Consider the following 26,666-nt stretch of genomic DNA (forward strand, 5'->3'; position numbering starts at 1 on the left):
AAAAAAAACGGCTTAATGCTATAACATTAAACCGTTTTATAAAATGGCTTATTCAGCTATTTTAAATTTATCAAGATGCTAGATACGTTTGAAAATCAATGAGCCATTTGTACCGCCAAAGCCAAACGAGTTACATAGAGCATATTCCATGTTTTCTACTTTACGTGCTTTGTGAGGTACATAATCTAAATCACACCCATCATCAGGGTTATCTAGATTAATCGTTGGTGGCACAATTTGATCAACCAAAGTGAGTACTGTAATGATCGATTCAACAGAACCCGCAGCTCCTAATAAGTGGCCAGTCATAGACTTAGTCGATGACACTAGCACTTTTTTCGCCGCTTCTTCTCCTAGTGCACGCTTAATGCCTAGTGTTTCTGCTACATCACCAGCTGGTGTTGAGGTACCGTGAGCGTTGACATAACCAATCTGCTCTCCGGTAATGCCGGCATCACGAATCGCTGCTTCCATGGCTAATGCGCCACCAGAACCATCGGCACTAGGTGAGGTCATATGGTAAGCGTCACCACTCATACCAAAGCCTGCGATTTCACAGTAGATTTTCGCACCACGCGCTTTCGCATGTTCATATTCTTCTACTATCATCATTCCAGCACCATCGCCTAGCACAAAACCATCACGGTCTTTATCCCAAGGGCGTGAAGCAAGATGTGGTTCATCATTTCGGCTTGATAATGCTTTAGCGGCTGCAAATCCACTCATCGCAAGCGGTGTTGAAGCTTTTTCCGCACCACCGGCTAACATGACATCGGCATCACCGTAAGCAATCATACGTGCCGCATGACCGATATTGTGCAAACCTGTGGTACATGCGGTCGAAATAGCAATATTAGGACCACGTAGACCTTTCATGATCGACAAATGACCGGCAATCATATTCACAATCGTTGATGGCACAAAGAAAGGGCTCATACGACGTGGACCTTTATCACGCAAAGTATGCGCAGCTTCTTCAATTAAACCAATACCACCAATACCAGAGCCGATAGCAACACCAATGCGTGTTGCATTTTCTTCGGTCACTTCAATACCAGAGTCATTAAAAGCTTGAATACCCGCAGCGATACCATACTGGATAAATAGATCCATTTTGCGGGATTCTTTTTTAGACATGTACTGTTCGCAGTCAAAGTCTTTCACTAAACCTGCAAAACGGGTGGAAAAATTGGTTGCATCAAAGTGTTCGATATTCACGATACCACTTTGACCTTCTAAAAGGGCTTTCCAAGAGGATTCAACGGTGTTGCCTACCGGTGACAACATCCCCATGCCTGTAACAACTACACGACGCTTGGACACGATTCTTTCTCCGGAGATTAATATACTGAGAGTATGTAGGAAATATGATGTAGATAAAACTCAGGCGGTCTGGGAGACCGCCTGGGGGTGTTATTACTGTGCGCTGTTTACGTAGTCGATTGCAGCTTGAACAGTAGTAATTTTTTCAGCTTCTTCGTCAGGGATTTCAGTATCGAATTCCTCTTCTAAAGCCATTACTAGCTCTACTGTATCTAGAGAGTCAGCACCTAGATCATCAACGAAAGAAGCTTCGTTTTTCACTTCTGCTTCATCCACACCTAGTTGTTCAACAATGATTTTTCTTACGCGTTCTTCGATGTTGCTCATTTTTCTTTTCCTATTACAGAGAGTTCGCTTAAATGCGATGTTAGCCGTAGTTTATTCAAACTTTGAAAAGTTGCAAGGCTGACCTTGCTGGTCAAACCACAAATTTCATGTTTTTCACTGAAATTTGGTACATTTTTGACCTAAATCATGCATAGAGGTGTCTAAAAAACACCCAAACAGATTTAGACCATGTACATACCACCATTCACATGCAGTGTTTCGCCAGTAATATAGGCGGCATCGTCAGAAGCTAAAAAAGCCACTGCTGATGCAATTTCACGCGGATCACCTAATCGACCTGCTGGCACTTGTGATAGTGTAGCAGTACGTTGGTCATCATTCAGTGCTTTTGTCATATCTGTTTCGATAAAACCTGGAGCAACTGTATTTACTGTTACTCCACGAGAAGCAACTTCACGAGCCATAGACTTTGTAAAACCAATTACGCCAGCTTTCGCTGCTGCGTAGTTTGCTTGACCTGCATTGCCCATGGTGCCCACTACAGAGCCCACGTTGACAATACGACCATGGCGTTTCTTCATCATGCCTCGAAGAACCGCTTTAGACAAACGGAAAATCGATGTTAGGTTAGTATCCATGATATCTTGCCATTCGTCATCTTTCATACGCATCAACAAGTTATCACGAGTAATACCGGCATTATTCACTAAAATGTCAATTACACCAAATTCTTCGTTAATAGTTTTGATCGTAGCAGCAACAGAATCCGCGTCCGTTACATTCAAGGCTAGACCTTTACCATGACTTCCAAGGTACTCACTAATCGCTTGTGCGCCAGATTCGCTTGTTGCAGTACCAATGACTGTCGCACCACGCTCAACTAAAAGTTCAGCGATAGAACGACCAATACCACGACTGGCACCAGTAACTAGTGCAATTTTACCTTCAAGATTCATTATAAATCCTCTTTATGACTGAAAATATGATACTTCGGTATAGCTCAACGCTATGCCATCAGTACTAACCGCGAGCGGCGTCAAGAGAAGCTGGATCATTCACAGCTTGTGCGCTCAGGGCTTTTACAATTCGCTTAGTCAAACCAGTTAATACTTTACCTGGTCCAAACTCTAGTAGGTTTTCTACGCCTTGTTCATGCATAGTAACAACGCCTTCAGTCCAACGAACTGGGCTATATAATTGACGTACAAGCGCATCTTTAATCTTCGCAGGATCCGTTTCTGCAATAACATCAACGTTATTGATCACCGGTAATGCTGGCATATTGAATTCAATATCTTCTAAAGCCTTTGCAAGTTTATCAGCGGCTGGTTTCATCAAAGCACAATGTGAAGGAACAGAAACCGGTAAAGGTAGTGCACGTTTAGCACCCGCAGCCTTACAAAGTTCACCAGCTCGCTCAACTGCGGCTTTGTTACCCGCGATAACAACCTGACCTGGAGAGTTAAAATTGACCGGAGAAACCACTTCACCTTGCGCGGCTTCTTCACACGCTTGAGCGATAGCTGCATCATCTAAGCCGATAATGGCAAACATGGCACCAACACCCGCAGGAACCGCTTGTTGCATCAATTCACCACGTAACGCCACCAATTTAATCGCTTGTTTAAAGTCGATAACACCCGCACAAACTAATGCTGAATATTCACCAAGGCTATGACCTGCGACCATTTCAGGTTGCTCACCACCCACTTCTTGCCATACACGCCAAATCGCGACAGATGCAGCCAATAAAGCAGGTTGAGTACGGTGCGTTTCATTTAAATCTTCTACTGGGCCATTTTGAACTAATGCCCATAAGTCATAACCAAGTGCTTCTGATGCTTCTGCGAAAGTTGCCTTCACAATTTCATATTGCTCACCCAGCTCAGATAACATACCAACGGCTTGAGAGCCCTGACCTGGAAATACAACAGCAAACTTACTCATAGAAAATTTCCTTAAAAATAAAATCTCATTTACCTATCGCGTAGATAAACCTAACAATTAGAATCGAACGAGCGCTGAGCCCCAAGTGAAGCCGCCACCAAATGCTTCTAATAGCAACATGTGACCACGTTGAATACGGCCATCACGTACTGCTTCATCTAATGCCGTCGGAACCGTAGCCGCCGACGTATTGCCATGACGATCTAATGTCACTACTACTTGATCCAGCGACATCGAAAGCTTTTTGGCTGTAGCTGAAATAATACGTAAATTAGCTTGATGTGGTACTAGCCAATCGAGCTCAGTTTTCGCCATATCATTAGCCGCTAGCGTATCTTTCACTAATTTTGATAGTTGAGTTACAGCCACTTTGAATACTTCGTTACCTGCCATATGAAGCCAAGCATCAATGTATTCTCCGCGTTTCGCTTCTTCTAAGCTTAACAGCTCTCCGAAACGACCATCCGCATGTAAATGAGTTGAAATGATCCCCGGTTCTTCACTAGCACCTAATACTACGGCGCCTGCAGCATCACCAAATAAAATAATGGTTGAGCGATCTTCAGGATCACACATTTTTGATAATGCATCCGCCCCCACCACTAGAACATTCTTTGCCATACCTGTCTTGATATGCTGATCGGCAATCGATAAGGCATAAACAAAACCAGAACATGCCGCGGCAACATCAAATGCTGGGCAGCCTTTAATGCCTAATGCCGCTTGAACCTGACAGGCGGATGATGGGAATTTATGACTACCACTAGTAGTCGCAACGATGATTAGATCAATATCGTGTTTATCAATCCCAGCCATTTCAATCGCATTAACTGATGCGTGATAAGCCATATCAGCAACCGATTCATCTGGAGCAGAAATGCGGCGCTCACGGATACCAGTACGAGTTACAATCCACTCATCACTAGTATCAACCATTTTTTCTAAATCGGCGTTAGTACGCACTTGAGTCGGTAGGTAACTACCTGTTCCTAAAATTTTGCTATTCATGAAGACTAATAATGCCTCTCGAGTAAAACCGCTTCTAAGCGTTCGCTTATACGGCTTGGGACTTGCTGTTTGACTTCATACACTGCTTCACCAATTGCATTGATCATAGCAGATGTATCAGCTTGCCCATGGCTTTTGATAACAATGCCGCGCAATCCTAGCAAACTTGCACCATTATACTGGTCGGGGTTCAGTGTTTTTAACTCATTAAATAAATGAGAGAACAATTTTCGAGCAATCCAGCCCTTAATTGTTGAAGAAGTAAAATAACTTTTTAATTTTTGATGGAATAAGTGCGCGACCCCTTCACAGGTTTTTAGGCACACATTTCCGACAAATCCATCACAAACTATCACATCTGCGACATCATAAAAAAGCTGATTTCCTTCAATATAGCCAGAATAATTAATTTCTTTTGTTTGGCTGAGCAATTCTGAGCAACGTTTAACCAGATCATTGCCTTTTATTTCTTCTTCACCAACATTCAAAATCGCCACTCTAGGTGGATATGGAATATGAACTTCCGCAAGTGCACTGCCCATTACGGCAAATTGGAATAAAGTATCGGCATCAACCGATACGTTAGCCCCCAAATCAAGCATCCAGGTTTTCTTACCGGATACCGTTGGTAATGCACTAACTAGCGCTGGGCGTTCTATACCTGGCAATAATTTAAGACGAAATTTTGATAAAGCCATTAAAGCGCCGGTATTACCACCACTCACGCAAGCATCAGCCATGCCATCAGCAACATAATCAAGTGCAATACGCATCGAGGTTCCAGCACTATTTCGTAATGCTAGAGATGGCTTTTCATCATTAGAAATACATCTCTCACTGTGTTTAATGATGAGACGAGGGGTCGGAGTATATCCGAGATGTGTCAGCTCTTTCGTGAGTTGTTCACGATCACCGACCAAGATAACTTTCAGCTCTGGGAAATGTGACAATGCCTGCACGGCGGCAGGCACTGTTACGCGAGGACCGAAATCCCCGCCCATTGCATCAAGTGCAACGGTAATAGTTTGCAAAGGTCAACCTTACTTGTTGATAACCTTTTTGCCACGGTAGTAACCGTCAGCAGTCACGTTGTGACGTAGGTGAGTTTCACCTGAAGTTGCGTCTACAGATAATGCACTAGTTGTTAGCGCATCGTGTGAACGACGCATGCCACGCATTGAACGTGATTTTTTGCTCTTTTGTACGGCCATGACCCTACTCCTTCGTTTTTAAACTCTAATGCTTAAATTAGCACTAGCGCTTTAAATTTTTTAAAACGTCAAATGGATTCGGTTTTTCTTCTAAAACTTCTTCAGGAAGATCGCCAAACACCATATTGTTTGATTGTACGCTACATTCAGATTCATCATGCATCGCAATTTGAGGTAATTCTAGAATGAACTCGTCTTCCACTAGTTTAATCAGATCCAACTCACCGTACTCGTTCAGATCTACCAAATCGTACTCTTCCGGGGCGTCTTGTTCACTTTTCTCACTGTAAACAGGAGTACAAGTGAATTCTACTTCACACAAATGTGCGAACATCTCATTACAGCGTTGACATTCTAAATCGACTTCGACGTTAGCTTTACCAGAGATAACGACTAATCGTTGTTCATCCAACTCAAAGGACAATGATACTTCTGCGTCGCGTTTGACGCCTTCAGTAAACTCGGCAAGACGCTTCATTAAACTAACTTGGATTATACCTTGATAATCTAAGCGTTTTTGAGCTGATTTTGCTGGGTCAACTGTACGCGGTATTTTTACCTTTTGCATAGGGCGCGAATATTATCCTCCAAAATGGTTTTAGTCAAAGAAAAAGGCAAAAAACTTACACTTTCTCTTTTAATGTTCTATGAGCCTTATAAGCATGACGCATAGGGTGAATTAGTTTAAGGTATATAGATGATTAGTTAAGCTGTAAGAACCTATTTATGTCCTCAACGCTCATTTTAGCCTCCACATCCCCTTACCGAAAACAATTACTCGATAAACTTGCTATCGAGTTTGAAACACGTGAACCAGCCTGTGATGAGACACCTTTAATCAATGAAAGCGCTCAAGATCTTGTACTTCGTTTAGCAAAATTGAAAGCGCAATCTTGTGCAACGCCCGCTCAAGGTAAGCAAATTATCATCGGCTCAGATCAAGTTTGCGTCATTAACGATCATATCGTTGGTAAGCCGCTCACAAGAGAGAATGCGATTCAGCAATTAACCCAAGCAAGAGGGCAATCTATCACCTTCTATACTGGTCTCGCTCTTTATAATAGTGAAAATGGAAAGTGTGACGTCTCTCTAGATGAATTCAAAGTTCACTTCAGAAACCTCAGCCAAGAGCAAATCGAATACTATGTTGACACTGAGCAGCCTTTCTATTGTGCCGGCAGCTTTAAAAGCGAAGGGCTCGGTATCGCATTATTCGAACGTTTAGAAGGAAAAGATCCAAACGCGCTCATTGGTTTACCATTAATTACTCTTATCGACATGCTAGAAAAACAAGGAATTCGAGTGTTAGCAAACTAATATCAGCTATCGCTATTTAATGAGTTCTTAAGCCGGCTAACGCTTTTTCTAGTTTCGCTTCCATCGGGGCTGAAATGTCCATCGCTTCTTCAGTAGCCGGATGAATAAATTTAATATTCGCCGCATGAAGGAATAATCGATTCAAGCCAACTTGTCCTGTGTAAGCATCAAATCGACGGTCACCATAACGGTCATCCCAAGCAATAGGATGGCCAACATATTGACAATGTACTCGAATCTGATGCGTTCGACCCGTTATCGGGCTCGCTTGAACTAACGTCGCTTGGCTGAATTTTTCTAAAATTTTATAACGCGTTTCCGATGGTTTACCATTCGGGTTAACTCGAACGATACTGTTTACTTCATTTTTCAAAAGCGGTGCTTTCACGACTTTGCAGTTTGATTTCCACTCACCCATCACTAACGCAAAATAATACTTCTGCACGGTCTTTTCACGAAATTGTGCTTGTAGATGACGTAAAGCAGAGCGTTTTTTTGCCACCAATAAAATGCCCGAAGTATCTCGGTCAATACGATGCACTAACTCAAGAAAGCGGGCTTGTGGACGCAGCGCTCTTAACGCTTCGATTGCCCCAAACTTCAAGCCACTGCCACCATGTACAGCTGTACCTGATGGCTTATTTAAAATCAGCATGCTGTCATCTTCAAAGATGATGCAATTTTCTAATTCAGAGACTTTATCTAATTTAGTGCTAATTGGAGCGGCATCTTCTTCTGCCGAAATGCGCACCGGAGGAATACGCACCATATCCCCAGCTTGTAATTTATATTCTGCTTTTACACGTTTTTTATTCACGCGTACTTCTCCCTTACGCAAGATTCGATAAACCATGCTTTTAGGGATCTGTTTTAATTGATTACGTAAAAAATTATCAATACGTTGACCAGCCATATCGGCATCTATATCGACAAATTTCACTTCTGTTTTAATATCATTCATGGCGCTATTCTAACACTCAAACATCCATGATAGGCACAAGATTCTAAAAATTATTATCTTCATTTTATCCCCCACACTCACTTTTCAGTAACAACTGTATAAAATCAAAACAGAAAACACATTAAACAGCTGTTATTAAAGAAATTAACATTGTTAATTATTCGAGCGTAACACTGCTAAGATTAGACTTAATCACAGGTTTTCCTATTTATTTGCGCACTTTGACATAAAGCTGATTGCTGATATTTCGTGGCACTGCTATAGTTCACAGCTGCAATGGTTGTATTGAACATTTTCTATGCAAATTTAATGTCATCCATTTGCGATTAATGAGTAGAAGCTTCGAACGTATGTGCTGCATTAGGCGTAAGACACAACAGACGAAGACCAACTTATCGCCTACTCACGTTATCAATGTAGAAGTAATACCGACTCGAATTCGGACCAAGCATTCTAGCTCTACCCAAAGTAATTGGGGTTGTGACACAACGTTATGTCTCACAACCTTAAATAAGAAAGGTATGAATGTTTGGTGACTATTGTGCCCTAGAGCATCCCCTATACAGCCGTGAGGTTGAAGCCAAAGTCATGGGATCTGGCACCTTTGATACGACATAAAGCGATAAGCAATTATCACGAAGAAAAACAACGAGAATTTTAAAAATGAAAAGAATGTTGATCAACGCAACTCAAAAAGAAGAGCTGCGCGTCGCATTAGTTGATGGTCAACGACTGTTTGATTTAGATATCGAAAGTCCTGGGCATGAATCTAAAAAAGCTAATATTTATAAAGGCCGTATCACTCGAGTAGAACCAAGTTTAGAAGCTGCGTTTGTAGACTATGGTGCTGACCGTCACGGTTTCCTTCCTCTTAAAGAAATTGCCCGCGATTACTTCCCTGCTGGTTACACCTATCAAGGCCGTCCGAACATTAAAGAAGTTCTAAAAGAAGGCCAAGAAGTTATTGTACAAGTAGAAAAAGAAGAACGCGGTCAAAAAGGCGCTGCCTTAACAACGTTTATCTCTCTTGCGGGTAGCTACTTAGTTCTGATGCCAAATAATCCTCGTGCAGGCGGTATTTCTCGCCGTATTGAAGGTGATGAGCGCACCCAACTAAAAGCTGCATTAAGTACTCTTGAGCTGCCACAAGGTATGGGCTTGATTGTCCGTACCGCTGGCGTCGGTAAAAGTGCAGAAGAGCTTGAGTGGGATTTAAACATCCTTCTTAAACATTGGGCTGCCATTAAAGAAGCCTCTAATACAGAAGCGGCACCATTCCTTATCCACCAAGAAAGTAACGTCATTGTGCGTGCAATTCGCGACTATTTACGTCGTGATATTGGTGAAATCTTAATTGATAGTAATACGATTTATGAACGTGCACGTGACCATATCCAATTGGTTCGTCCTGATTTTGTTTCTCGTGTTAAAAAATACGATGGTGATGTTCCACTATTTAGTCATTACCAAATCGAAAGTCAGATTGAGTCTGCATTCCAACGTGAAGTGCGACTACCATCTGGCGGCTCAATTGTCATCGATCCAACCGAAGCTTTAACGTCTATCGATATCAACTCTGCACGCGCAACGAAAGGCGGTGATATCGAAGAAACGGCATTAAACACCAACCTAGAAGCGGCAGATGAAATAGCTCGTCAATTACGTTTACGCGACCTAGGTGGCTTAGTGGTCATCGACTTCATCGATATGACGCCTGTTCGTCATCAACGTGAAGTTGAAACTCGCATGCGTGAAGCGGTGAGAATGGATCGTGCTCGTGTACAAATTGGTCGTATCTCGCGTTTCGGTTTATTAGAAATGTCACGCCAACGTTTGAGCCCATCACTCGCCGAAGCAAGTCATCATATCTGTCCTCGCTGTACAGGTACTGGTGTCGTACGTGACAATGAATCATTAGCACTATCTGTACTTCGCTTAATTGAAGAAGAAGCACTCAAAGATAACAGCTCACAAGTACTTGCGGTTGTGCCTGTACCGATTGCCTCTTACCTCCTCAATGAGAAGCGTAAATCAATCCAGCACATCGAAAAACATCAAGAAGTAAACATCATTGTTGTACCAAATGCTGATATGGAAACCCCTCACTTCGAAGTGGTTCGCCTACGCGATGGTGAAGAACATCAGATTTTATCTTACTTGATGCCGAAACGAATCGAAGCATTTAAAGAAGCCGAAGCCAAAGAACCGGCTTTAGCCGATATGAAGCCTCGTCGTATTGAAGAACCTGTATTAAAAGGTTTTGCTCCATCAAGCGCTCCAGCGCCGACACCGACGGCAGCACCAGTAGCCGCACCGGCTCCTAAAGCTGCGCAACAAGAAAAGGCAACCTCTGGTGGCTTAGGTGGCTTATTCAAAGCAATTGGTAATTTCTTATTTGGTGGTGAAACCCAACCAAAAGAAGAACAGCCTGCTGAAGAAGTAAAACCTGTACAACAAAATCGTCAACGCAACGATCAGCGTGACAACAATCGTCGTCGTAATAATCGTGATCGCAATGAGCGCAGTAATGAACAACGTAATAAACGTCGTAAACCTCGTGTTAATGATGTAGAAAACAAAGCTGTAGAAGCGGCGGCTCCTGTTCAGAATACCGAAGCTCGCAACGATAAAAAACGTAAGCCTAAGCAGCAAGACAACAAGAAGCCAGCTAAAAATACAACCAAGGTTGTGGAACAAGGCCAGCAAATTGCCGCAGAAGCGCAAGCGAAATCAACACAAACATCAACTGAAGAAAAAACGACACAAGTCAAACAGCGTCGTCAACGTCGTCAGATGAAAAAGAAAGTTCGCGTCAATGAACAAGTTGCTGAAGAAGTAGCAACTCAAGAATTAGCGCAAGCAGAACAAACTGAAGCGACAACTCAGCCACAAGCAACTGAAAAAGAAGATGGTCAACAACGCCGTAACCGTCGTTCACCTCGTCATCTTCGAGCAAGTGGTCAGCGTCGTCGTCGTACACGTGACCGTCGCCCTAACCCATACCGCTTACGTGCAGGTGGTGTAGCCTCTCCTGAGATGGCAATGGGTAAAGTATGGCCACAGTACGTACCAGAAAAACCAAAACAAAAAGAAGAGAAAGTACAACCAGTAGTAGAAGCATCAATTTCTACCGGTGGATTCGCTTTCCCTGAAATGTCGATGGGTAAAATTATTATCCTGAGCAAGAAGCTAACTGACAATGCACCTGCTGAAGCCAAAGCTAAACAGCAGCCTGTAAAAGCAGAAGCAGAACCTGAAGTGATGGTACAACCTGTACCTGTAGAATCGGTACCAGTGATAGAAGAACCATCGATTCCAATGACAGAGGAAGTTACTGAAGTTAAAACTGAAGTGCAAGAAAACCTTGTCATCGAGAATACGCCAAAAGCGCAACAAGCTAAGACACCGAAATCGGTCAAAGTTAAAGCGGCTACAGCAAAATCACATGTCAGCGCACCAATGGCTAAAGCCTCTGGAACCGGCGTATTAAATGACATTACCATTGTTGCAGCGCCTTTGCGTGAAACTACGTTTACTGGTAAAGCGGCAGGCAGCCAATCGGCTACTGGCCACGCTTGCTCAGAGATGTCAAAAACACTCAACGACTAAGCCAAACTTCATTAAGTTATGACATCAAGCAAGATCACTGATTACCGTGGTCTTGCTTTTTTTTATCTCACAGAATCACTAGCCTATCCACTTTTATTCATGATTCCAATTTTGAATATTTAATATGCAATAACCATAACCTGTTGCAGTGAATTAAACCATTCTGTAACATTCGACAACAATTTATTCGCACTCTAATTTATGAATACCCTTCATTCATATTTGTCGTCATGGATATCGTGACGTCAGTATCACTTTTCATTCATGGTTAGAGCCTTTTGTTTTATAACCTTTAACTGAGTACGCATGTTTCCCCAAATCTCAAACCAATCTTTAAAAAATGATATTTTATCCGGCTTGACGGTAGCATTGGCATTAGTCCCTGAAGCCGTTGCCTTTGCCTTTGTAGCAGGCGTTGATCCTATGGTTGGCTTATATGCCGCCTTTATCATGGGTTTAGTCACTTCTATTTTCGGTGGTCGTCCAGGCATGATATCTGGTGCAACTGGCGCAACTGCCGTCGTTATGGTGAGCTTAGTGGCGGTTCATGGCATCCAGTATTTATTTGCCGCAGTATTATTAGTCGGTGTATTGCAAATCACTGCTGGTTTATTAAAGCTAGGTAAATTTATCCGTATCGTTCCTCACCCAGTGATGATCGGTTTTGTTAATGGCTTAGCCATCGTTATATTCATGGCTCAACTCGGCCAATTTAAGGCACCAGACATCAATGGTGTGCTGGCTTGGTTACCACAAGAGCAAATGGCGATCATGTTAGGTCTAGTGGCTTTAACAATGGCGATTATCTACTTTTTACCTAAATTAACGACCGCTATTCCCTCGTCACTGGTTGCTATTGTCGCAGTTACAGCGTTGACGCAAGTGTTCAATTTAGATACTCGTACTGTGGTTGATTTTCTACGCACCATGTCTGGAGATATGAATGCAACACTTGCGGGTGAACTACCTACATTTGCTCTGCCTGCAGTACCATTTAACTTCGAAACATTACAAATTGTTTTCCCATACGCTCTTATCATCGCTGCCATTGGCCTGATTGAATCATTACTGACATTAACCGTCGTTGATGAGATGACTAACACTCGAGGTAAAGGCAACCGTGAATGTATCGGCCAGGGACTTGGTAACTTAACTTGTTCAATGTTTGGTGCCATGGGTGGCTGTGCGATGATTGGTCAATCAATGATCAATATTAACTCAGGTGGTCGTGGTCGTTTATCAGGTATTACAGCGGCGGTTGCGCTACTTTGCTTTATATTATTTACGGCAACTTGGATTGAAATGATCCCATTAGCCGCGTTAGTTGGCGTCATGTTCATGGTCGTGATTGGTACCTTTGAATGGGCAACATTCAAGCTCGCTCGTCGAGTGCCGAAACAAGATTTCTTTGTGATTATTCTTGTCACGATCGTTACCGTACTGACAGACCTGGCAGTCGCCGTTGGTGTTGGTGTCGTCGTATCAGCGTTAATGTTTGCTTGGCAGCATGCAAAACACATCAATGCCGTTACTAGCATCAATGAAGAAGGCTCAAAAGTTTATCAAATAAATGGCCCTATTTTCTTTGGTTCTGCAGCGAACTTTTCTGAGTTATTTAATGCTCAGGATGATCCTATCGATGTCATTATCGACTTCGGTCAATCGAGAGTTGTCGATCATTCCGCCATCGAAGCCATTGAAACGGTTGCAGAGCGTTACTCTAAGCTAGGTAAAACACTGCACTTGCGCCATCTAAGCCAAGATTGCCGTGCGTTACTCACCAAAGCAGGCAGCTTAATTGAAATCAATGTCAAAGAAGATCCAACCTACAAGGTTATTGATGATTTATTAGCGGATTAATTCGCAACATAAACTTCAATGACTCATGAGCCCAACCATAGTGTTGGGCTTTTTTAACTTTCACACTTGCAGTATCCCCCTGTAAAACTATGGTTTTTTCAGTCGAATAAATTCGCTACTATCCACATTCATCTCTCCCTTCATGGAACGATATAATGTCTGAACATAAACAAGATAAGCACCAGCAGCGCCAACAAAAAATAAAACAAGAAGTAGACCAACGTATTGAAGCTGCACAACAAGAAAAAGGCTTAATGATCGTAATAACTGGAAATGGTAAAGGTAAAACCACTTCAGGATTTGGCACCATCGCGAGAGCCGTTGGGCACGGTCAAAAATGTGCAGTAGCTCAGTTTATTAAAGGAACATGGGATAATGGAGAGAAAAATTTATTAGAATCTTTAGGGGTTCCATTCCATGTCATGGCGACGGGATTCACTTGGGAAACTCAGGACAAACAAAAAGATACGTTAGCAGCACAGCAGGTATGGAAAGCATGTCAGAAAATGTTATCTGATGAGCGTATCGATGTAGTTTTATTAGATGAAATCACCTATATGGTCACCTATGGCTATATTGATTTGGATGAACTAATACAGGCACTTGAAAATAGACCCAAAGAGCAATCGGTTATCCTTACAGGCCGTGCGGCTCATAGAAGCTTGATAGAACTTGCTGACACCGTATCTGAAGTACGAAGCATCAAGCATGCTTTTGAGGCCGGCATTAAAGCGCGTAAAGGCGTAGATTGGTGATCAAAATCCAATATTAAAAATATCATATAAAAAATGCCACTTCGTTTCTGAAGTGGCATTTCTATTTCAAGCTTAATATAAGGTTAAATTACTTAAATAACCCATTAAGTAAATCACCAGCCGCTTTTTTAACATCATCCTTTTTCTCGGAATCTTTATCACCAAGTAATTTATCCAATCCGCGATCAACTTCTTTTTGAGCTTTTTCTTTTGCTCGTTCAATTTCAGCTTTCGCTTTCTGTTTTGTTTGCTCATCGAGCGCAGAATTGAGATCTGGGCGTATCTTAGGCTCTGCCCAAGTCCCCTTGATGCTAATCGGCAAAGTAATGTCTTTCAACTCTTCCGTGTTCTTACCACCTTGGCCTTTTAACGTCCCAACCAATGATGTTTTCACTAAAAAGTCTACTGTTTCATTAACATAATTTGCCTGCCCTTTACCTAAAATTCGCAGTAAAGGAGATTGAGCAGATAAGTCATTGGTCGTCATCACTCCTTTTGACAGGTTCATAGTCGCTGTCACTGCGCTAAAATCAGTTTTCTTAACCGTGTCTTTTTCAGCTTTTTGGCCTTTAAAAATCGCCTGTACCGAACGAATTTCATGTGCAACATTGACGCCATAGAATGAACCATCCGCAAAATTAATCTTCACCACCCCGGCCAAGTTTTGTTTTGCTTTATCTACAATGAGGCTTTTACCTTTTAAGTCTGCGCTAATATTGCCAGTACCTGAAACAAAGTCCATATCCGCCACATCTTTCAGCAATGGTTGAACCTGAACACCCTTCACTTCTTTATGCACGGTATAAGTTGCTACCTCTTTACGAGCGTCAATTTTCGCATTCGCACTTACAGAACCGTTATACAAATTAGCCGCAAACTTTTGTAGATCAATCACGCCTCGGTTGACTTTAAATTGCGTTTGCACATTCTGCATTTTGGCATTACTTGCCGTCAGCTTATCAATGGTCACTTTACCGGTGACATCTAAAGTACGGGTCGCACTTAAATCGGGTTCTGTTTGTGTGGATACCGTCTTGCTAGTCTTAGATGTAGAAGCTTTTGCCGTTGTCTCTGATTTTGTAGATGATGTTGGTTGCTCCATTTGTTTCAACAGTGCATCGACATTAATTTCAGGGCTATGTAAATCAAACACAATCTTAGGAATAGCTGGCGCTAAACTGACTTGCGCTGAGCCATCAAAAGCCAGTTCGTTAACGCCTAACTTTTTCAACGTTACATCTAAATACTTTTTAGTTAAATCAAAGCGAACATCTGAATTCATATCAATGGTAATTGGACTTAATGGAAGTGTTTTTCCATCGACTTTACCCATCACCGTCATATTCTGAACTTTAACTTGTGTCATTTCTTTATCTAGCATGATCGATGCAGATTGATTGATATCGATATTCATACCAGATACCGTTCCATTAACACTTAATGCCATTTTGCTGACAGAGTTAAATTGAAACGACTCTAAAGTAAATTGAGCTTTTTTAATATCCGTTGAAGGATCTTTAAACTGAGCTTCAATATCCGTTCCGCGTAATTGGTAGTCTGAAAGATCTTGAGAGAGTTTAAACTCTGTTTTACCTGCTGCAGAAAAACTTTGTTGATTTTGCTTACCGGTAATATTAAATTCCGCTTTACTCCACTCATCAAAACTAAATTGCGATAACGAGAAGTTCACATCAGAGAGTGTTAAATTAGAATTGCTCGTTTGGTCTAACATCACCAGTTTCGCATTATTAACCGTAATCCCTTCCAAGCTCACGTTCCATGGGCTTTCGCTGGCAGGGTTTGCGGTCTCTGTTGATGGTTTCTCTGCTATTTCATCTTTTGGTTGTGAAGCATTATCTTCAGCTGATTGCTTGACGATATCTAAGTTTGAACGGCCATTTTTCAATTTTTGAATAAAGATATCTGCTCCGTTTAAAGTTACATTGCCAATATTCAGGCGTTTTTCAAGTAATGGCAGAACCGAAATATCTAATGCTGCTTCATCAAACTTAACCACTTGTGCTTGCTTAAACCCAGTTGCAGGGTTAAGTACTTGAGTCTTTCCGATGGAAAAGCCGAGATGTGGGAAGAAACTCCAAGAGATATCACCATCTATAGTCAAGTCAAAACCCGTCTGCGCTTTCGCTTGCTCAATAATAAGAGGCTTAAATTGGTTTGGGTTAACAAAAACGACAAGCGCAAGAATGGCGATTAAAACCGCGGCAATTGGCGCGGAAAGGAATAGAAGTACTTTTTTCATGGAGAGCCCTCAGTAAAAGAAAAAAGTGGCAATACGCCCAAGATTGGTTGCCACTTTTTATATCCGCTTAACTTAGTGTAGTGAAGATTGAGTCAATATTCAGTCTTCATTGATACGGCTAGCGACCGCACCTTGTTGATTCTTATATTTCGCATTATCACGTTTATTATAAGGTTTTTCAGCATCACCCGATAACACCTCAAAGCTCAATGCACCGATTGGCATCATAGGCTTAAGCGCTAATGGTAATCGTCCGGAATTATAAAACTCCAGTACAATTCGCCCTGACCAACCTGGATCAATACGGTGAGCCGTCACATGCACCATTAACCCTAAACGTGCTAGTGAAGAACGTCCATCTAACCAACCAACAATATTGGCAGGCAAATCAACCGATTCATAAGTCACTGCAAGTGCTAATTGACCAGGGTGCAAGTAAAATTCACCATCATCAGCAATTTCAATCTCATCACTCATTACTTTTTCAAGTTGTGCCGTGACCTGATCTTTTTTGCCCGATAAATCAATATAAGGTGCGCTGTGATCATTAAAAACACGAAACTGATGTCCAAGACGGACATCAACCGTCAAACCACTAATACTATCTTCTGATGGTGGCGGAGACATTGCTATTTTGCCTTCCGCTAAATACTTCTTTATATCCCTATCACACAATCTCACGGGCGTTTCTCCTAAAACCACCTTGAACATAGCAAGGCGGGACTTCATCTTAACGATTATGACTTCAATAATTTTGCTATATGCGCTTTTAATACATCAATAGCAATACGATTCTTACCGCCACGAGGCACGATAATATCAGCATGTTGCTTTGATGGTTCAATAAACTGCATGAACATAGGACGAACGGTTTTTTGATATTGTTTTAATACCGATTCCATTGTACGACCACGTTCCTCAACATCACGTTTAACACGACGTAGTAAACAAATATCAAGCGGTGTGTCCATAAAGACTGACGCATGCATTAAGTTACGTAGGCGAGGTTCTGTTAATAGCAAAATCCCTTCTAAAATGATCACTTTCTTCGGTGTCATTAACGTGGTTTCTTTGGTGCGAGTATGTTCAGAATAGCTGTATTCAGGGATCTCAACAGATTCCCCTTGAACAAGCTTCTCTAGCTGTTCACATAATAAGTCATGGTCCAATGCACTTGGATGGTCGTAGTTCGTTTTAACTCGCTCTTCCATGCTCAAATGGCTTTGATCACGGTAGTAACAGTCTTCAGTAATCACACCAATCTGGTGATCACCTACTTTTTCACGTAATTCCTTATAAATGGTGCTTGCAATTAAGCTCTTCCCTGAAGCCGATGCGCCGGCAATTCCTACAATGACGCATTTGTTTTTTTCAGGCATGTTTTGTTGTTCTGACATGTAAAAGCACCCAAGCTCAATAGTGACAAGGAATACCCAAACCTACCTAAGTAACATAAAAATATGATGACTTGGAGAATTGAATATTTAAACCGCTAGATTATATACCCAAACGATGACAAGGTGCGAGTTTCCAATTGAATTTATTCCGTATTCAAGCGAGTGAAGATCGAAAAATAAGCAGATGAATTTCAAATGCTTATTTCACAGTCAAATTGAACATTAATTCAGCTCTACAAACATAATATTTTCTGCTTTCGGCTTACTTTGCCAAAACAATTTAGCCGAAATATTCGAGGCAAGTTGTAAGTAGATTTGAGCATGCTCACTCTCCGGCCTTGCCACTACGGTCGGGCAACCATTATCAATGTCAGTTCTTAAATCAATATGAAGTGGAATTTGCGCCAATAATGGCAATTGGGCATCTTGTGCCATCTGCTGTGCGCCACCTTGTCCGAATATCGCTTCATGATGACCACATTGTGAACAAATGTGGTAACTCATATTTTCAATGATACCAAGAACGGGTACATCAACCTTTTCAAACATTGCAACCCCTTTACGAGCATCAGCTAAAGCTAAGTCTTGTGGTGTGGTCACAACTAATGCGGTCGTCACTGGTACTTGCTGGGATAAGGTAAGTTGAATATCACCTGTCCCCGGCGGCATATCAATCACCAGATAATCTAAATCTGGCCAAAGAGTTTCACTCAGTATTTGAGAGAGTGCTTTGGATGCCATCGGACCACGCCAAATAGCCGCATCTTGGTCATCAATTAAATACCCAATAGAGTTGGTATACAGGCCATGGGCCAGCACGGGGATCATCCATTTATTATCACGAACGCCAGGTTTTTCGCCTTGAGTACCTAACATTAAAGGCACTGATGGACCATAAATATCGGCATCTAATAAACCGGCTTTTGCCCCTAAGGCTTGTAGTGCAAGGGCCAAATTAACCGCCGTCGTCGATTTACCTACCCCACCTTTTGCCGATGTCACCGCAATAATGTTCTTAACACCTTTCACCTCTTTTCCATTAGATGCTTGCAGAGGCTTCACTTTCACGCTGACTTGTGTGGTAGGAAAATTTGCGTCTTCTTGTGCGCGTAAATCACACCAATCTTGAAGCTCTGTTTTTAGATTTTGGTAATAAAAAGGCAAGACGATTTGAACACTATCTTTGCTAAATTGAACCAAATTAGGCGTATCGGGCCAACCATCAACCAAGGCATCATGTTCAAACTGATTTAGTTGCTGCAAATAGTCATTTTTTGACCATGATAAGTTAGAAGAAAAATCAGACATAGAACCTCTCTATCGTATAAGGTGAATTGCATCCTACCAGTTTCACCCTAGTACAAAAAGCATCAACTCATAAGGGTTTAACAAGCTAAAGGCATCAAATAAAAAAATAAAAGCTCATCAAGCTCATGCGTTCTTGAAGTTAGTTGGGTATCGGGTAGAATCAAGAGCAACGTTTTATGATGATAATGTACCCGGTTCTTACTTATTTTCTCTGTTTATTTCAAATAAAGAGAGTATGCAGCCGATACGTTGTCTCTACTCCAAGAATAAGAAGCGAATATATAATATGGCAACTGACCCAAGAAAAATTTTGGTAACCTGCGCACTTCCGTACGCGAATGGTTCAATCCACCTAGGCCACATGCTTGAACACATTCAAGCGGATGTCTGGGTACGCTATCAACGCTTACGTGGAAACACCGTTAACTTTATCTGTGCCGATGATGCGCACGGTACGCCGATCATGCTGAAAGCTCAGCAACTTGGTATCAAGCCAGAAGATATGATTGCCGAAGTTCAAAAGGAACATGAGCAAGATTTCGCCGGTTTCAACATCAGTTTTGATAACTACCACAGCACTCATAGTGATGAAAACCGAGAATTAGCCTCGCTGATTTACCTTCGTTTAAAAGAAAATGGTTTCATCACCAGCCGTACTATTTCTCAGTTATTTGATCCTGAAAAAGAAATGTTCTTACCAGACCGTTTCGTAAAAGGGACTTGTCCAAAATGTAAAGCAGAAGACCAATATGGCGACAACTGCGATGCATGTGGCGAAACTTATAGCCCAACGGATCTTATCAATCCAAAATCAGCCGTTTCTGGCGCCACTCCAGTCATGAAAGACTCTGAGCACTTCTTCTTCGACTTGCCACAATTCCAAAGCATGCTAAAAGAGTGGACGCGTTCAGGCTCTCTACAATCTGAAACCGCTAATAAAATGCAAGAATGGTTTGAATCCGGCTTGCAACAATGGGACATCTCTCGTGATGCACCTTATTTTGGTTTTGAAATCCCTGGCGAGAAAAACAAGTTCTTCTACGTATGGTTAGATGCTCCAATTGGTTACATGGGTTCATTCAAAAATCTATGTGACAAACGCTCTGATTTAGATTTCGATGAATACTGGAAACAAGACAGCACCGCAGAGCTTTACCACTTCATCGGTAAAGACATTGTTTATTTCCACAGCCTATTCTGGCCGGCGATGCTAGATGGCGCTGGTTTCCGTAAACCGAACAACGTATTTGTGCACGGCTATGTCACGGTGAATGGTGCTAAGATGTCTAAATCTAAAGGCACATTTGTTAAGGCTAGCACTTACCTTAAACACCTAGATCCTGAATGCTTACGTTATTACTATGCCGCGAAACTAAACAGCCGCATTGATGATCTGGACTTAAACCTAGAAGACTTCACGCAACGCGTAAACTCAGACGTAGTAAATAAAATTGTTAACCTAGCTTCTCGTAACGCAGGTTTCATCACCAAACGTTTTGAAGGTAAGTTATCTAATAACTTCACCGAAATGGCTCTTTATCAAGAGTTTGTTGATGCTGCCGATCGTATTGCTGAACTTTATGAAACTCGTGAGTTTGGACGCGCTATCCGTGAAGTGACTGCACTTGCTGATAAAGCCAACCAATACGTTGATGAAAAAGCCCCTTGGGTTATCGCTAAACAAGAAGGCAAAGACCAAGAGCTACAAGACATTTGTACAGTCGGTATTAACTTATTCCGCGTACTCATGACTTACTTGAAACCTGTCATGCCAGAACTGGCGGCGCGCAGTGAAGCATTCTTAAATGACACTCTGACATGGGAAAGCATGGCCAAGCCACTTACCGCGCATGAAGTAACGAAATTTAAAGCCTTATTTAACCGTATCGATCCAAAGCATGTTGAAGCGATGATTGAAGCATCAAAAGAAGATGCAGCAGCAGAAATGGCAGCGAAAGAACAAGCAGAATCTGCTGCACAATCAGAGCTTGATAAAGAGCCGATTGAAGCAGAAATTGAGTTTGATGATTTTGCTAAAATTGATATGCGTATTGCCAAAATCATTTCTTGTGAAGAAGTGCCTAAAGCGAATAAGTTACTTAAATTTCAATTAGATATTGGTGGCGAAACTCGTCAGGTATTTTCTGGTATCAAATCCGCTTATACCCCTGAAGAGCTTGAAGGTAAGTTAACGGTTATGGTCGCTAACTTGAAACCTCGTAAAATGAAATTTGGTATGTCTGAAGGGATGATTTTAGCGGCTGGCCCTGGTGGCAAAGATCTATGGATTTTAGAGCCCCATGAAGGCGCTCAACCTGGTATGCGTGTAATGTAATCGCATCCTAATATCAAATAAAAAGATAGGGCTTCTTAACATATTAAGAAGCCCTTTTTTTGGAATTTATATTCGATACCGCCGGACAATGCCAAAGCTGAATGATCATTAAATTCAGCACCACCAGCAACAGGTAATGCAGTTTCATCTTTTATCCATATATAGTCACCGACCATGAATACAGAAAAATCATACCCTACACTCCATGCAGGTGCACTCATAAGTGGCAACAATGCACAAATAAGGGCATGTTTATAAATTTTCAGCATCATTTATGTGCCTCTCCATGTACTTTGATAATAATGTCGATACCTGCCTTACGGAGCAGAATCCGCCCTCAACCCACCACTACTGATAACACATCGACCAATTAAGACATGGGTCGTGGATAGCCACTTAACAAATTAAACAACAACTAAAAATAAAATATAAACACATTAATAATCAATGAATTGATATAACCGCATGGTATATTTATCAATAAAACCGCTTACTGATATATTTATCAAAATAAGATCTAAACAATGTTTGTCACATCATTATGTTTCTATGGAGATCATCAGACTTGGTGCGAATTTTGCTTGTATATTTAAGGGTTTGATATGAGTGAGAGGAGGTCGTTCATGTTTATTGCAATCAGTTTGTTGCTTGTCGTAGGTATTATTTCAAGTTTGTTTTATTTCAATATCATGCGAGAAAAAAGTCACCAATATCGCTATCGATTAATCAACCAGCTGCGTAAGCTGATCTACTTTACGCGCCAACATCGAGCCCTTACTCATGCACACTTAACTGCGTCAGCCTACTCTGTTCAAATATTGAAACAAACCAACCTTTCTATCGTTGAAATATTACAAAACCTGAGAGTCAGTGCTGGTGCCGATACGGGTCCAGAAATTCGTGTTTTATATGAAAAAACTCAAACTATATTGTTGAATTGGGCTGAATTTAATGTCGCGAAGAACCAATTAGAACACGGTAAATTAATCCGGCAAATGATGTTTTTAACCGATGAAGTCATGATCGAATGGCTAGTTGATACACATCACGATGATATTGCTGAAGAATATCATCGCAGATGGCAAAAAATTCTCGATACTTTAGAGAGCCTAACTCGATTTCGGATCAGCATACAAGATATCGACACGACGATTGGCCAGCAAAGGTTCCGGCATCATGCTGTCATGTTAAGCAGAAGGATGAATCAACTCTCTTTAATTTGCCCACTAACCATGACTGATAATGATCAAAGTGGTGTCATTCAAATATTAAAACGATGGGAATTAGAAGAAAGTGTCGTCGAACAACCAGAGCGTCTCTACCAACTCTCTTTGGAAGCTTCTTATTTAATTTTTAATGTCTATGACCAAATATTATCTGAAACTTGTGAAGAAATTTACCTCCCTCTTGAGGCACTTTTCTTCGGCGAAAAAAAACCTGCTCTCTAACCCCTATTGGGTTAAGCAGCAGGTTGTATGTATGAAAGCAAAAATCTAATAACTAATTAACTATCATCTTCGGTAAAATTACTTGGGAGATTCTGCTTCATTTTCATCCAAATATGTCCGCTTTCAATGCCATAACGACGGATCAAATTTGGCAGCTCTTGGTGTTGACCTTGCTGACATAATGTCAGTAAATCTTTATAGAATTGAAGCGCTAACTTTCTTGATTCAGGGTTCGAGAAATAAAAGCTACCCACGCGATCGTATAACTTTTTAATACCATTAAAAATTAATCCGTATATTTGATTTCCAGAGTGAAAAGCCAAACGTTGGAACAACATGTAATCGTAAAAATTGAAAGTCTTTGCCACAAGAATATCATCACGCTTCGCGATATCTTTCTCATTGTCTTCTTTTACAGACTGTTTAATCTTATCAGCGTAAGGTGACTCTGTGATAAAAGATTCCCATGAATCATGGGATAAAAGCGTTTCACATGAGCCAATCACTCGATTCAACGTTTTAATGCAAGCTTCAGGGTTCGATTTAAATGCATAACGCATAAAAATAGGGCTTATGCTAGTACGAACCGCTAATAAATCTTCTACAATGCTCGTTGCGTTATCGGTATCAAGCGTCATTAATGTATCGAGAATGTGCAAACTCGATGTTTCCATGAAATTATTTACTTTGGTTGGTTTGCCATGCTGAATAGTCAACCATCCGTCACGAGCCAATCTCTGTAAAACTTCACGCAATGTGGTGCGAGTTACCCCGATAAGTTCAGACAGCTCTCTTTCTGCCGGCAAAATAGAGCCAGGAGGAAAACGTCCGTTCCAGATACTTTCAATAATATATTTTTCTGCAAATCCTGCAGGGCTCTTTGCCTTAATAACCATTTATTCACTTTACCTAGTTTTAGGAATGAAATTATACTCATCATACCACTACTTTTGAGTGACTGAAAACAAACAATCTATAACGAAAAAGGGATAGCACACTCAAAAACACCTAAAAATGAGAGTTCTCTCTTATGATTTATTCAACTTTTCCCATAAAAATATAACCCAGTTCCACTTATTTTATTTTAGAGGTTTACTATCTCAGCTCAGCCTGTATTGTCTTTCCCACAAGAACAATCTACACACAAAAAACATAAAAACCAGCAACAACCAAGCACACCGTGTAACCTGGTTACAATTAGCCATCAACGTTGCAACGATGATTTAATGTTAATTATTGAATAGTTTGACCATTTTCACATATTGATATAAAAATCTCGGCATACTGTGCATAGGTTCAAACTTTCGGAGTTCAAAGAGTAAATTCATGAGTATGTCTTTAGGAAACGCCTTCATTAAAAACTTCCTTGGCAAGGCACCAGACTGGTACAAAGTTACCATTGTGGCCTTTTTAATCATTAATCCCATCGTATTTTTCTTTATTGATCCTTTTACAGCGGGTTGGTTATTAGTGGCTGAATTTATCTTCACGTTAGCCATGGCATTAAAATGCTACCCATTACAACCAGGTGGCTTACTCGCGATTGAAGCCGTCGCAATGGGGATGACAACAGCAGAACAAATCAAACATGAACTGACGGCCAATATCGAAGTATTACTACTCTTAGTTTTCATGGTGGCTGGCATTTATTTCATGAAACAGTTGCTGTTATTTCTCTTCACTAAAATATTACTCGGTGTCCGCTCCAAAATTTTGCTGTCTGTTTCTTTTTGTGTCACTGCTGCCTTTTTATCTGCATTTTTAGATGCATTAACCGTTATTGCCGTCATTATTAGTGTTGCCATTGGGTTTTATGCTATTTACCACAAAGTCGTTTCTAATCCGGATTCAGCGCATCATGACCACACGACGGATGAACTCATTCCTGAAATTACCCGTAATGATTTAGAAGACTATCGTGCTTTTTTACGTTCACTGCTTATGCATGCGGGTGTAGGTACCGCATTAGGTGGTGTGATGACGATGGTAGGTGAACCACAAAACTTGATCATTGCAGACCAAGCAGGCTGGGCGTTTGGTGAATTTATTTTACGCATGGCGCCAATTACTTTCCCTGTTTTCCTTTTCGGTATTTTCACTTGCGTTGCTGTGGAAAAATTTAAGGTCTTTGGCTATGGTGCAGAGTTGCCAGATAATGTGCGTAAAATTCTACTAGAGTTTGATTATCAGCAGCAGCAAAAACGTACACAGCAAGATGTTGCTAAGCTGTATGTGCAAGGAGTTATCGCCGTTTGGCTTATTGCGGGTCTTGCATTCCACCTAGCTGCAGTTGGCCTCATTGGCCTATCGGTAATTATATTGGCGACCTCTTTTACTGGCATTACTGAAGAACATTCATTAGGTAAAGCATTCGAAGAGGCTCTACCATTTACTGCATTACTGGCAGTGTTCTTTGCTATCGTTGCCGTTATTATCGATCAACATTTATTTAAACCGATCATTCATGCCGTATTAGAGCTAGAGGGTAATCAACAAATTACGATGTTCTATCTAGCAAATGGCTTGCTCTCGATGGTTTCGGATAACGTGTTTGTGGGTACGGTTTATATTAATGAAGTGAAAAGCGCCCTACTCGATGGCAGCATTACTCGTGATCAATTTGATTTACTTGCGGTGGCAATTAACACAGGTACCAATTTACCCTCAGTTGCGACCCCTAATGGTCAAGCAGCATTTCTATTCTTATTAACATCTGCACTAGCACCTTTAATCCGCCTCTCTTATGGGCGAATGGTGATTATGGCACTCCCGTACACTATCGTTCTCGCTGTCGTTGGCTACTTAGGCATCCAATTCTTGCTAGAACCGATGACGGCTTATTTTAACGATCTTGGTTGGATTACGTCTTCAACAATAGAAGTTGCCACACAAGCGAGTCCAATTATCGGGCATTAAGGCGATTCATCATAGAGAAGCTTCTTTTGCTGAATAGAATAGATTAAACGAAACTGGGAATTGTTGTTTACAGGCAGCCATTCCCACATCATAATTTTGAACTATTCATTAATTTAACACTCTGATGCTGCAGAATATTATTTTTCTACTTGTACGCATCAGCGTTAATTAAAAGGAAGTCTACGTGGCTTGGTTACTCTCTATTCATACATTTTCTCAAAAAAGAACATCCTGGGCGATTTTACTTGCCTTTATAATGTTTTTTGAACTTTCCGCCTTATATTTCCAACACGTCATGCTACTGGCACCTTGTGTTATGTGTGTATATGAACGAGTAGCAATGCTAGGTATCGCGGGTTCCGCTATCATTGGGCTGATAAAACCATCTAACCAATGGTTTCGTTGGGTTGGGTTAATATCATGGGGATACACAAGCTTTAGAGGGTTACAATTAGCATTGGAGCATGTGGGTTATCAGTTTAATCCTTCACCTTTTGCTACTTGTGATATTTTCCCAAAATTCCCAAGCTGGGCGCCTCTCAACCAATGGTTCCCTTGGATGTTTGAACCTACTGGGGATTGCTCTAAAATCGTATGGCAATTCTTAGATCTCTCGATGCCACAATGGCTGGTCGTTATTTTCTGCGGCAATTTAATCGCACTCGCGATCGTCACATTATCGCAATTTATAAAATCAAAATAAAAATAGGGCAGCTTGAGGCT

23 protein-coding genes are annotated in these 26,666 nt (G+C 41.3%); 8 read left to right on the forward strand and 15 right to left on the reverse strand.

Annotation, left to right across the window (positions count from 1 at the left end; genetic code table 11):
- Nucleotides 1–78: 78 nt before the first annotated feature.
- The 8 genes from fabF to yceD all read right to left on the reverse strand — a co-directional run bounded on the left by fabF (nucleotide 79) and on the right by yceD (nucleotide 6,345).
- The gene (gene fabF / locus VRUMOI_RS08000) at nucleotides 79–1,323 is read right to left on the reverse strand and encodes a beta-ketoacyl-ACP synthase II (protein ID WP_089140230.1); all 1,245 of its coding nucleotides are present in this window, start codon (nucleotides 1,321–1,323) and stop codon (nucleotides 79–81) included.
- A gap of 93 nt (nucleotides 1,324–1,416) precedes the next feature.
- Nucleotides 1,417–1,650, reverse strand: a complete 234-nt coding sequence (acpP, locus tag VRUMOI_RS08005; RefSeq protein ID WP_027697107.1) for an acyl carrier protein — start codon at nucleotides 1,648–1,650, stop codon at nucleotides 1,417–1,419.
- A 182-nt stretch (nucleotides 1,651–1,832) separates the two neighbouring features.
- Nucleotides 1,833–2,567, reverse strand: coding sequence for a 3-oxoacyl-ACP reductase FabG (gene fabG / locus VRUMOI_RS08010; protein WP_089140229.1), 735 nt, complete (start codon nucleotides 2,565–2,567; stop codon nucleotides 1,833–1,835).
- 64 nt (nucleotides 2,568–2,631) lie between these two features.
- Complete coding sequence (fabD, locus tag VRUMOI_RS08015) at nucleotides 2,632–3,558, reverse strand: ACP S-malonyltransferase (protein WP_089140228.1); 927 nt, start codon at nucleotides 3,556–3,558, stop codon at nucleotides 2,632–2,634.
- A gap of 57 nt (nucleotides 3,559–3,615) precedes the next feature.
- Entirely contained in the window at nucleotides 3,616–4,566 is a 951-nt protein-coding gene (locus VRUMOI_RS08020) for a beta-ketoacyl-ACP synthase III (protein WP_089140227.1), read from the reverse strand.
- Between the two features lie 5 nt (nucleotides 4,567–4,571).
- Entirely contained in the window at nucleotides 4,572–5,597 is a 1,026-nt protein-coding gene (gene plsX, locus VRUMOI_RS08025) for a phosphate acyltransferase PlsX (protein WP_089140226.1), read from the reverse strand.
- Nucleotides 5,598–5,606: 9 nt separating this feature from the next.
- Nucleotides 5,607–5,777 (reverse strand): 50S ribosomal protein L32, encoded by a 171-nt coding sequence (gene rpmF / locus VRUMOI_RS08030; protein ID WP_017025198.1) that lies wholly within the window; start codon nucleotides 5,775–5,777, stop codon nucleotides 5,607–5,609.
- 43 nt (nucleotides 5,778–5,820) lie between these two features.
- The gene (gene yceD / locus VRUMOI_RS08035) at nucleotides 5,821–6,345 is read right to left on the reverse strand and encodes a 23S rRNA accumulation protein YceD (protein ID WP_089140225.1); all 525 of its coding nucleotides are present in this window, start codon (nucleotides 6,343–6,345) and stop codon (nucleotides 5,821–5,823) included.
- 158 nt (nucleotides 6,346–6,503) lie between these two features.
- On the opposite strand from yceD, the gene VRUMOI_RS08040 reads away from it, so the two are divergent.
- The gene (locus VRUMOI_RS08040; RefSeq protein WP_089140224.1) at nucleotides 6,504–7,094 is read left to right on the forward strand and encodes a Maf family protein; all 591 of its coding nucleotides are present in this window, start codon (nucleotides 6,504–6,506) and stop codon (nucleotides 7,092–7,094) included.
- A 16-nt stretch (nucleotides 7,095–7,110) separates the two neighbouring features.
- On the opposite strand, the gene rluC is transcribed toward VRUMOI_RS08040, so the two are convergent.
- Nucleotides 7,111–8,055 carry a 23S rRNA pseudouridine(955/2504/2580) synthase RluC gene (gene rluC, locus VRUMOI_RS08045; RefSeq protein WP_089140223.1) on the reverse strand — a complete coding sequence of 315 codons (945 nt, stop codon included), beginning with the start codon at nucleotides 8,053–8,055 and terminating at the stop codon, nucleotides 7,111–7,113.
- Between the two features lie 663 nt (nucleotides 8,056–8,718).
- Here rluC and rne point away from each other — a divergent pair.
- From rne to cobO, 3 genes are all read left to right on the forward strand, one after another.
- Nucleotides 8,719–11,664 carry a ribonuclease E gene (gene rne, locus VRUMOI_RS08050; RefSeq protein ID WP_089140222.1) on the forward strand — a complete coding sequence of 982 codons (2,946 nt, stop codon included), beginning with the start codon at nucleotides 8,719–8,721 and terminating at the stop codon, nucleotides 11,662–11,664.
- Between the two features lie 306 nt (nucleotides 11,665–11,970).
- Complete coding sequence (locus VRUMOI_RS08055; protein ID WP_089140221.1) at nucleotides 11,971–13,524, forward strand: SulP family inorganic anion transporter; 1,554 nt, start codon at nucleotides 11,971–11,973, stop codon at nucleotides 13,522–13,524.
- A 155-nt stretch (nucleotides 13,525–13,679) separates the two neighbouring features.
- On the forward strand, nucleotides 13,680–14,279 hold the full coding sequence (gene cobO / locus VRUMOI_RS08060; RefSeq protein WP_089140220.1) for a cob(I)yrinic acid a,c-diamide adenosyltransferase: 600 nt from the start codon (nucleotides 13,680–13,682) through the stop codon (nucleotides 14,277–14,279).
- A gap of 88 nt (nucleotides 14,280–14,367) precedes the next feature.
- Here the strand turns inward: cobO and VRUMOI_RS08065 are convergent, their stop codons facing one another.
- The 4 genes from VRUMOI_RS08065 to apbC form a co-directional block, all read right to left on the reverse strand.
- A complete protein-coding gene (locus tag VRUMOI_RS08065; protein WP_089140219.1) occupies nucleotides 14,368–16,539 on the reverse strand; it encodes an AsmA family protein in 2,172 nt (723 codons plus the stop codon).
- Between the two features lie 99 nt (nucleotides 16,540–16,638).
- Entirely contained in the window at nucleotides 16,639–17,220 is a 582-nt protein-coding gene (gene dcd, locus VRUMOI_RS08070; RefSeq protein WP_089140218.1) for a dCTP deaminase, read from the reverse strand.
- A gap of 56 nt (nucleotides 17,221–17,276) precedes the next feature.
- Nucleotides 17,277–17,918, reverse strand: a complete 642-nt coding sequence (gene udk, locus VRUMOI_RS08075; RefSeq protein ID WP_089140255.1) for a uridine kinase — start codon at nucleotides 17,916–17,918, stop codon at nucleotides 17,277–17,279.
- 240 nt (nucleotides 17,919–18,158) lie between these two features.
- Nucleotides 18,159–19,244 carry an iron-sulfur cluster carrier protein ApbC gene (gene apbC, locus VRUMOI_RS08080; protein WP_089140217.1) on the reverse strand — a complete coding sequence of 362 codons (1,086 nt, stop codon included), beginning with the start codon at nucleotides 19,242–19,244 and terminating at the stop codon, nucleotides 18,159–18,161.
- Nucleotides 19,245–19,530: 286 nt separating this feature from the next.
- Here apbC and metG point away from each other — a divergent pair, with 286 nt between their 5' ends.
- On the forward strand, nucleotides 19,531–21,579 hold the full coding sequence (gene metG / locus VRUMOI_RS08085) for a methionine--tRNA ligase (RefSeq protein WP_089140216.1): 2,049 nt from the start codon (nucleotides 19,531–19,533) through the stop codon (nucleotides 21,577–21,579).
- Nucleotides 21,580–21,614: 35 nt separating this feature from the next.
- Here the strand turns inward: metG and VRUMOI_RS08090 are convergent, their stop codons facing one another.
- Complete coding sequence (locus VRUMOI_RS08090) at nucleotides 21,615–21,851, reverse strand: hypothetical protein (protein ID WP_089140215.1); 237 nt, start codon at nucleotides 21,849–21,851, stop codon at nucleotides 21,615–21,617.
- 351 nt (nucleotides 21,852–22,202) lie between these two features.
- Here VRUMOI_RS08090 and VRUMOI_RS08095 point away from each other — a divergent pair, with 351 nt between their 5' ends.
- Nucleotides 22,203–23,027: a hypothetical protein gene (locus tag VRUMOI_RS08095; RefSeq protein WP_089140214.1), complete on the forward strand. Its 825-nt coding sequence runs from the start codon at nucleotides 22,203–22,205 to the stop codon at nucleotides 23,025–23,027.
- Nucleotides 23,028–23,083: 56 nt separating this feature from the next.
- Here VRUMOI_RS08095 and fadR read toward each other — a convergent pair whose 3' ends face one another.
- Nucleotides 23,084–23,923 (reverse strand): fatty acid metabolism transcriptional regulator FadR, encoded by an 840-nt coding sequence (fadR, locus tag VRUMOI_RS08100; protein WP_089140213.1) that lies wholly within the window; start codon nucleotides 23,921–23,923, stop codon nucleotides 23,084–23,086.
- A gap of 430 nt (nucleotides 23,924–24,353) precedes the next feature.
- Here fadR and nhaB point away from each other — a divergent pair, with 430 nt between their 5' ends.
- Together nhaB and dsbB are read left to right on the forward strand one after the other, a co-directional pair.
- A complete protein-coding gene (gene nhaB, locus VRUMOI_RS08105) occupies nucleotides 24,354–25,943 on the forward strand; it encodes a Na(+)/H(+) antiporter NhaB (RefSeq protein WP_089140212.1) in 1,590 nt (529 codons plus the stop codon).
- 184 nt (nucleotides 25,944–26,127) lie between these two features.
- A complete protein-coding gene (dsbB, locus tag VRUMOI_RS08110) occupies nucleotides 26,128–26,646 on the forward strand; it encodes a disulfide bond formation protein DsbB (protein WP_089140211.1) in 519 nt (172 codons plus the stop codon).
- The last annotated feature ends 20 nt before the right edge of the window (nucleotides 26,647–26,666 follow it).

The organism is Vibrio rumoiensis (genome assembly GCF_002218045.2).
Classification (GTDB): domain Bacteria; phylum Pseudomonadota; class Gammaproteobacteria; order Enterobacterales; family Vibrionaceae; genus Vibrio; species Vibrio rumoiensis.

Bases quoted from the DNA above. Each gene is read 5' to 3' on its own strand.
- acpP (WP_027697107.1), bottom strand. From the start codon at position 1,650: ATGAGCAACATCGAAGAACGCGTAAGAAAAATCATTGTTGAACAACTA.
- fabG (WP_089140229.1), bottom strand. From the start codon at position 2,567: ATGAATCTTGAAGGTAAAATTGCACTAGTTACTGGTGCCAGTCGTGGT.
- fabD (WP_089140228.1), bottom strand. From the start codon at position 3,558: ATGAGTAAGTTTGCTGTTGTATTTCCAGGTCAGGGCTCTCAAGCCGTT.
- VRUMOI_RS08020 (WP_089140227.1), bottom strand. From the start codon at position 4,566: ATGAATAGCAAAATTTTAGGAACAGGTAGTTACCTACCGACTCAAGTG.
- rpmF (WP_017025198.1), bottom strand. From the start codon at position 5,777: ATGGCCGTACAAAAGAGCAAAAAATCACGTTCAATGCGTGGCATGCGT.
- yceD (WP_089140225.1), bottom strand. From the start codon at position 6,345: ATGCAAAAGGTAAAAATACCGCGTACAGTTGACCCAGCAAAATCAGCT.
- VRUMOI_RS08040 (WP_089140224.1), top strand. From the start codon at position 6,504: ATGTCCTCAACGCTCATTTTAGCCTCCACATCCCCTTACCGAAAACAA.
- rluC (WP_089140223.1), bottom strand. From the start codon at position 8,055: ATGAATGATATTAAAACAGAAGTGAAATTTGTCGATATAGATGCCGAT.
- rne (WP_089140222.1), top strand. From the start codon at position 8,719: ATGAAAAGAATGTTGATCAACGCAACTCAAAAAGAAGAGCTGCGCGTC.
- VRUMOI_RS08055 (WP_089140221.1), top strand. From the start codon at position 11,971: ATGTTTCCCCAAATCTCAAACCAATCTTTAAAAAATGATATTTTATCC.
- cobO (WP_089140220.1), top strand. From the start codon at position 13,680: ATGTCTGAACATAAACAAGATAAGCACCAGCAGCGCCAACAAAAAATA.
- VRUMOI_RS08065 (WP_089140219.1), bottom strand. From the start codon at position 16,539: ATGAAAAAAGTACTTCTATTCCTTTCCGCGCCAATTGCCGCGGTTTTA.
- udk (WP_089140255.1), bottom strand. From the start codon at position 17,918: ATGCCTGAAAAAAACAAATGCGTCATTGTAGGAATTGCCGGCGCATCG.
- apbC (WP_089140217.1), bottom strand. From the start codon at position 19,244: ATGTCTGATTTTTCTTCTAACTTATCATGGTCAAAAAATGACTATTTG.
- metG (WP_089140216.1), top strand. From the start codon at position 19,531: ATGGCAACTGACCCAAGAAAAATTTTGGTAACCTGCGCACTTCCGTAC.
- VRUMOI_RS08090 (WP_089140215.1), bottom strand. From the start codon at position 21,851: ATGATGCTGAAAATTTATAAACATGCCCTTATTTGTGCATTGTTGCCA.
- VRUMOI_RS08095 (WP_089140214.1), top strand. From the start codon at position 22,203: ATGTTTATTGCAATCAGTTTGTTGCTTGTCGTAGGTATTATTTCAAGT.
- fadR (WP_089140213.1), bottom strand. From the start codon at position 23,923: ATGGTTATTAAGGCAAAGAGCCCTGCAGGATTTGCAGAAAAATATATT.
- nhaB (WP_089140212.1), top strand. From the start codon at position 24,354: ATGAGTATGTCTTTAGGAAACGCCTTCATTAAAAACTTCCTTGGCAAG.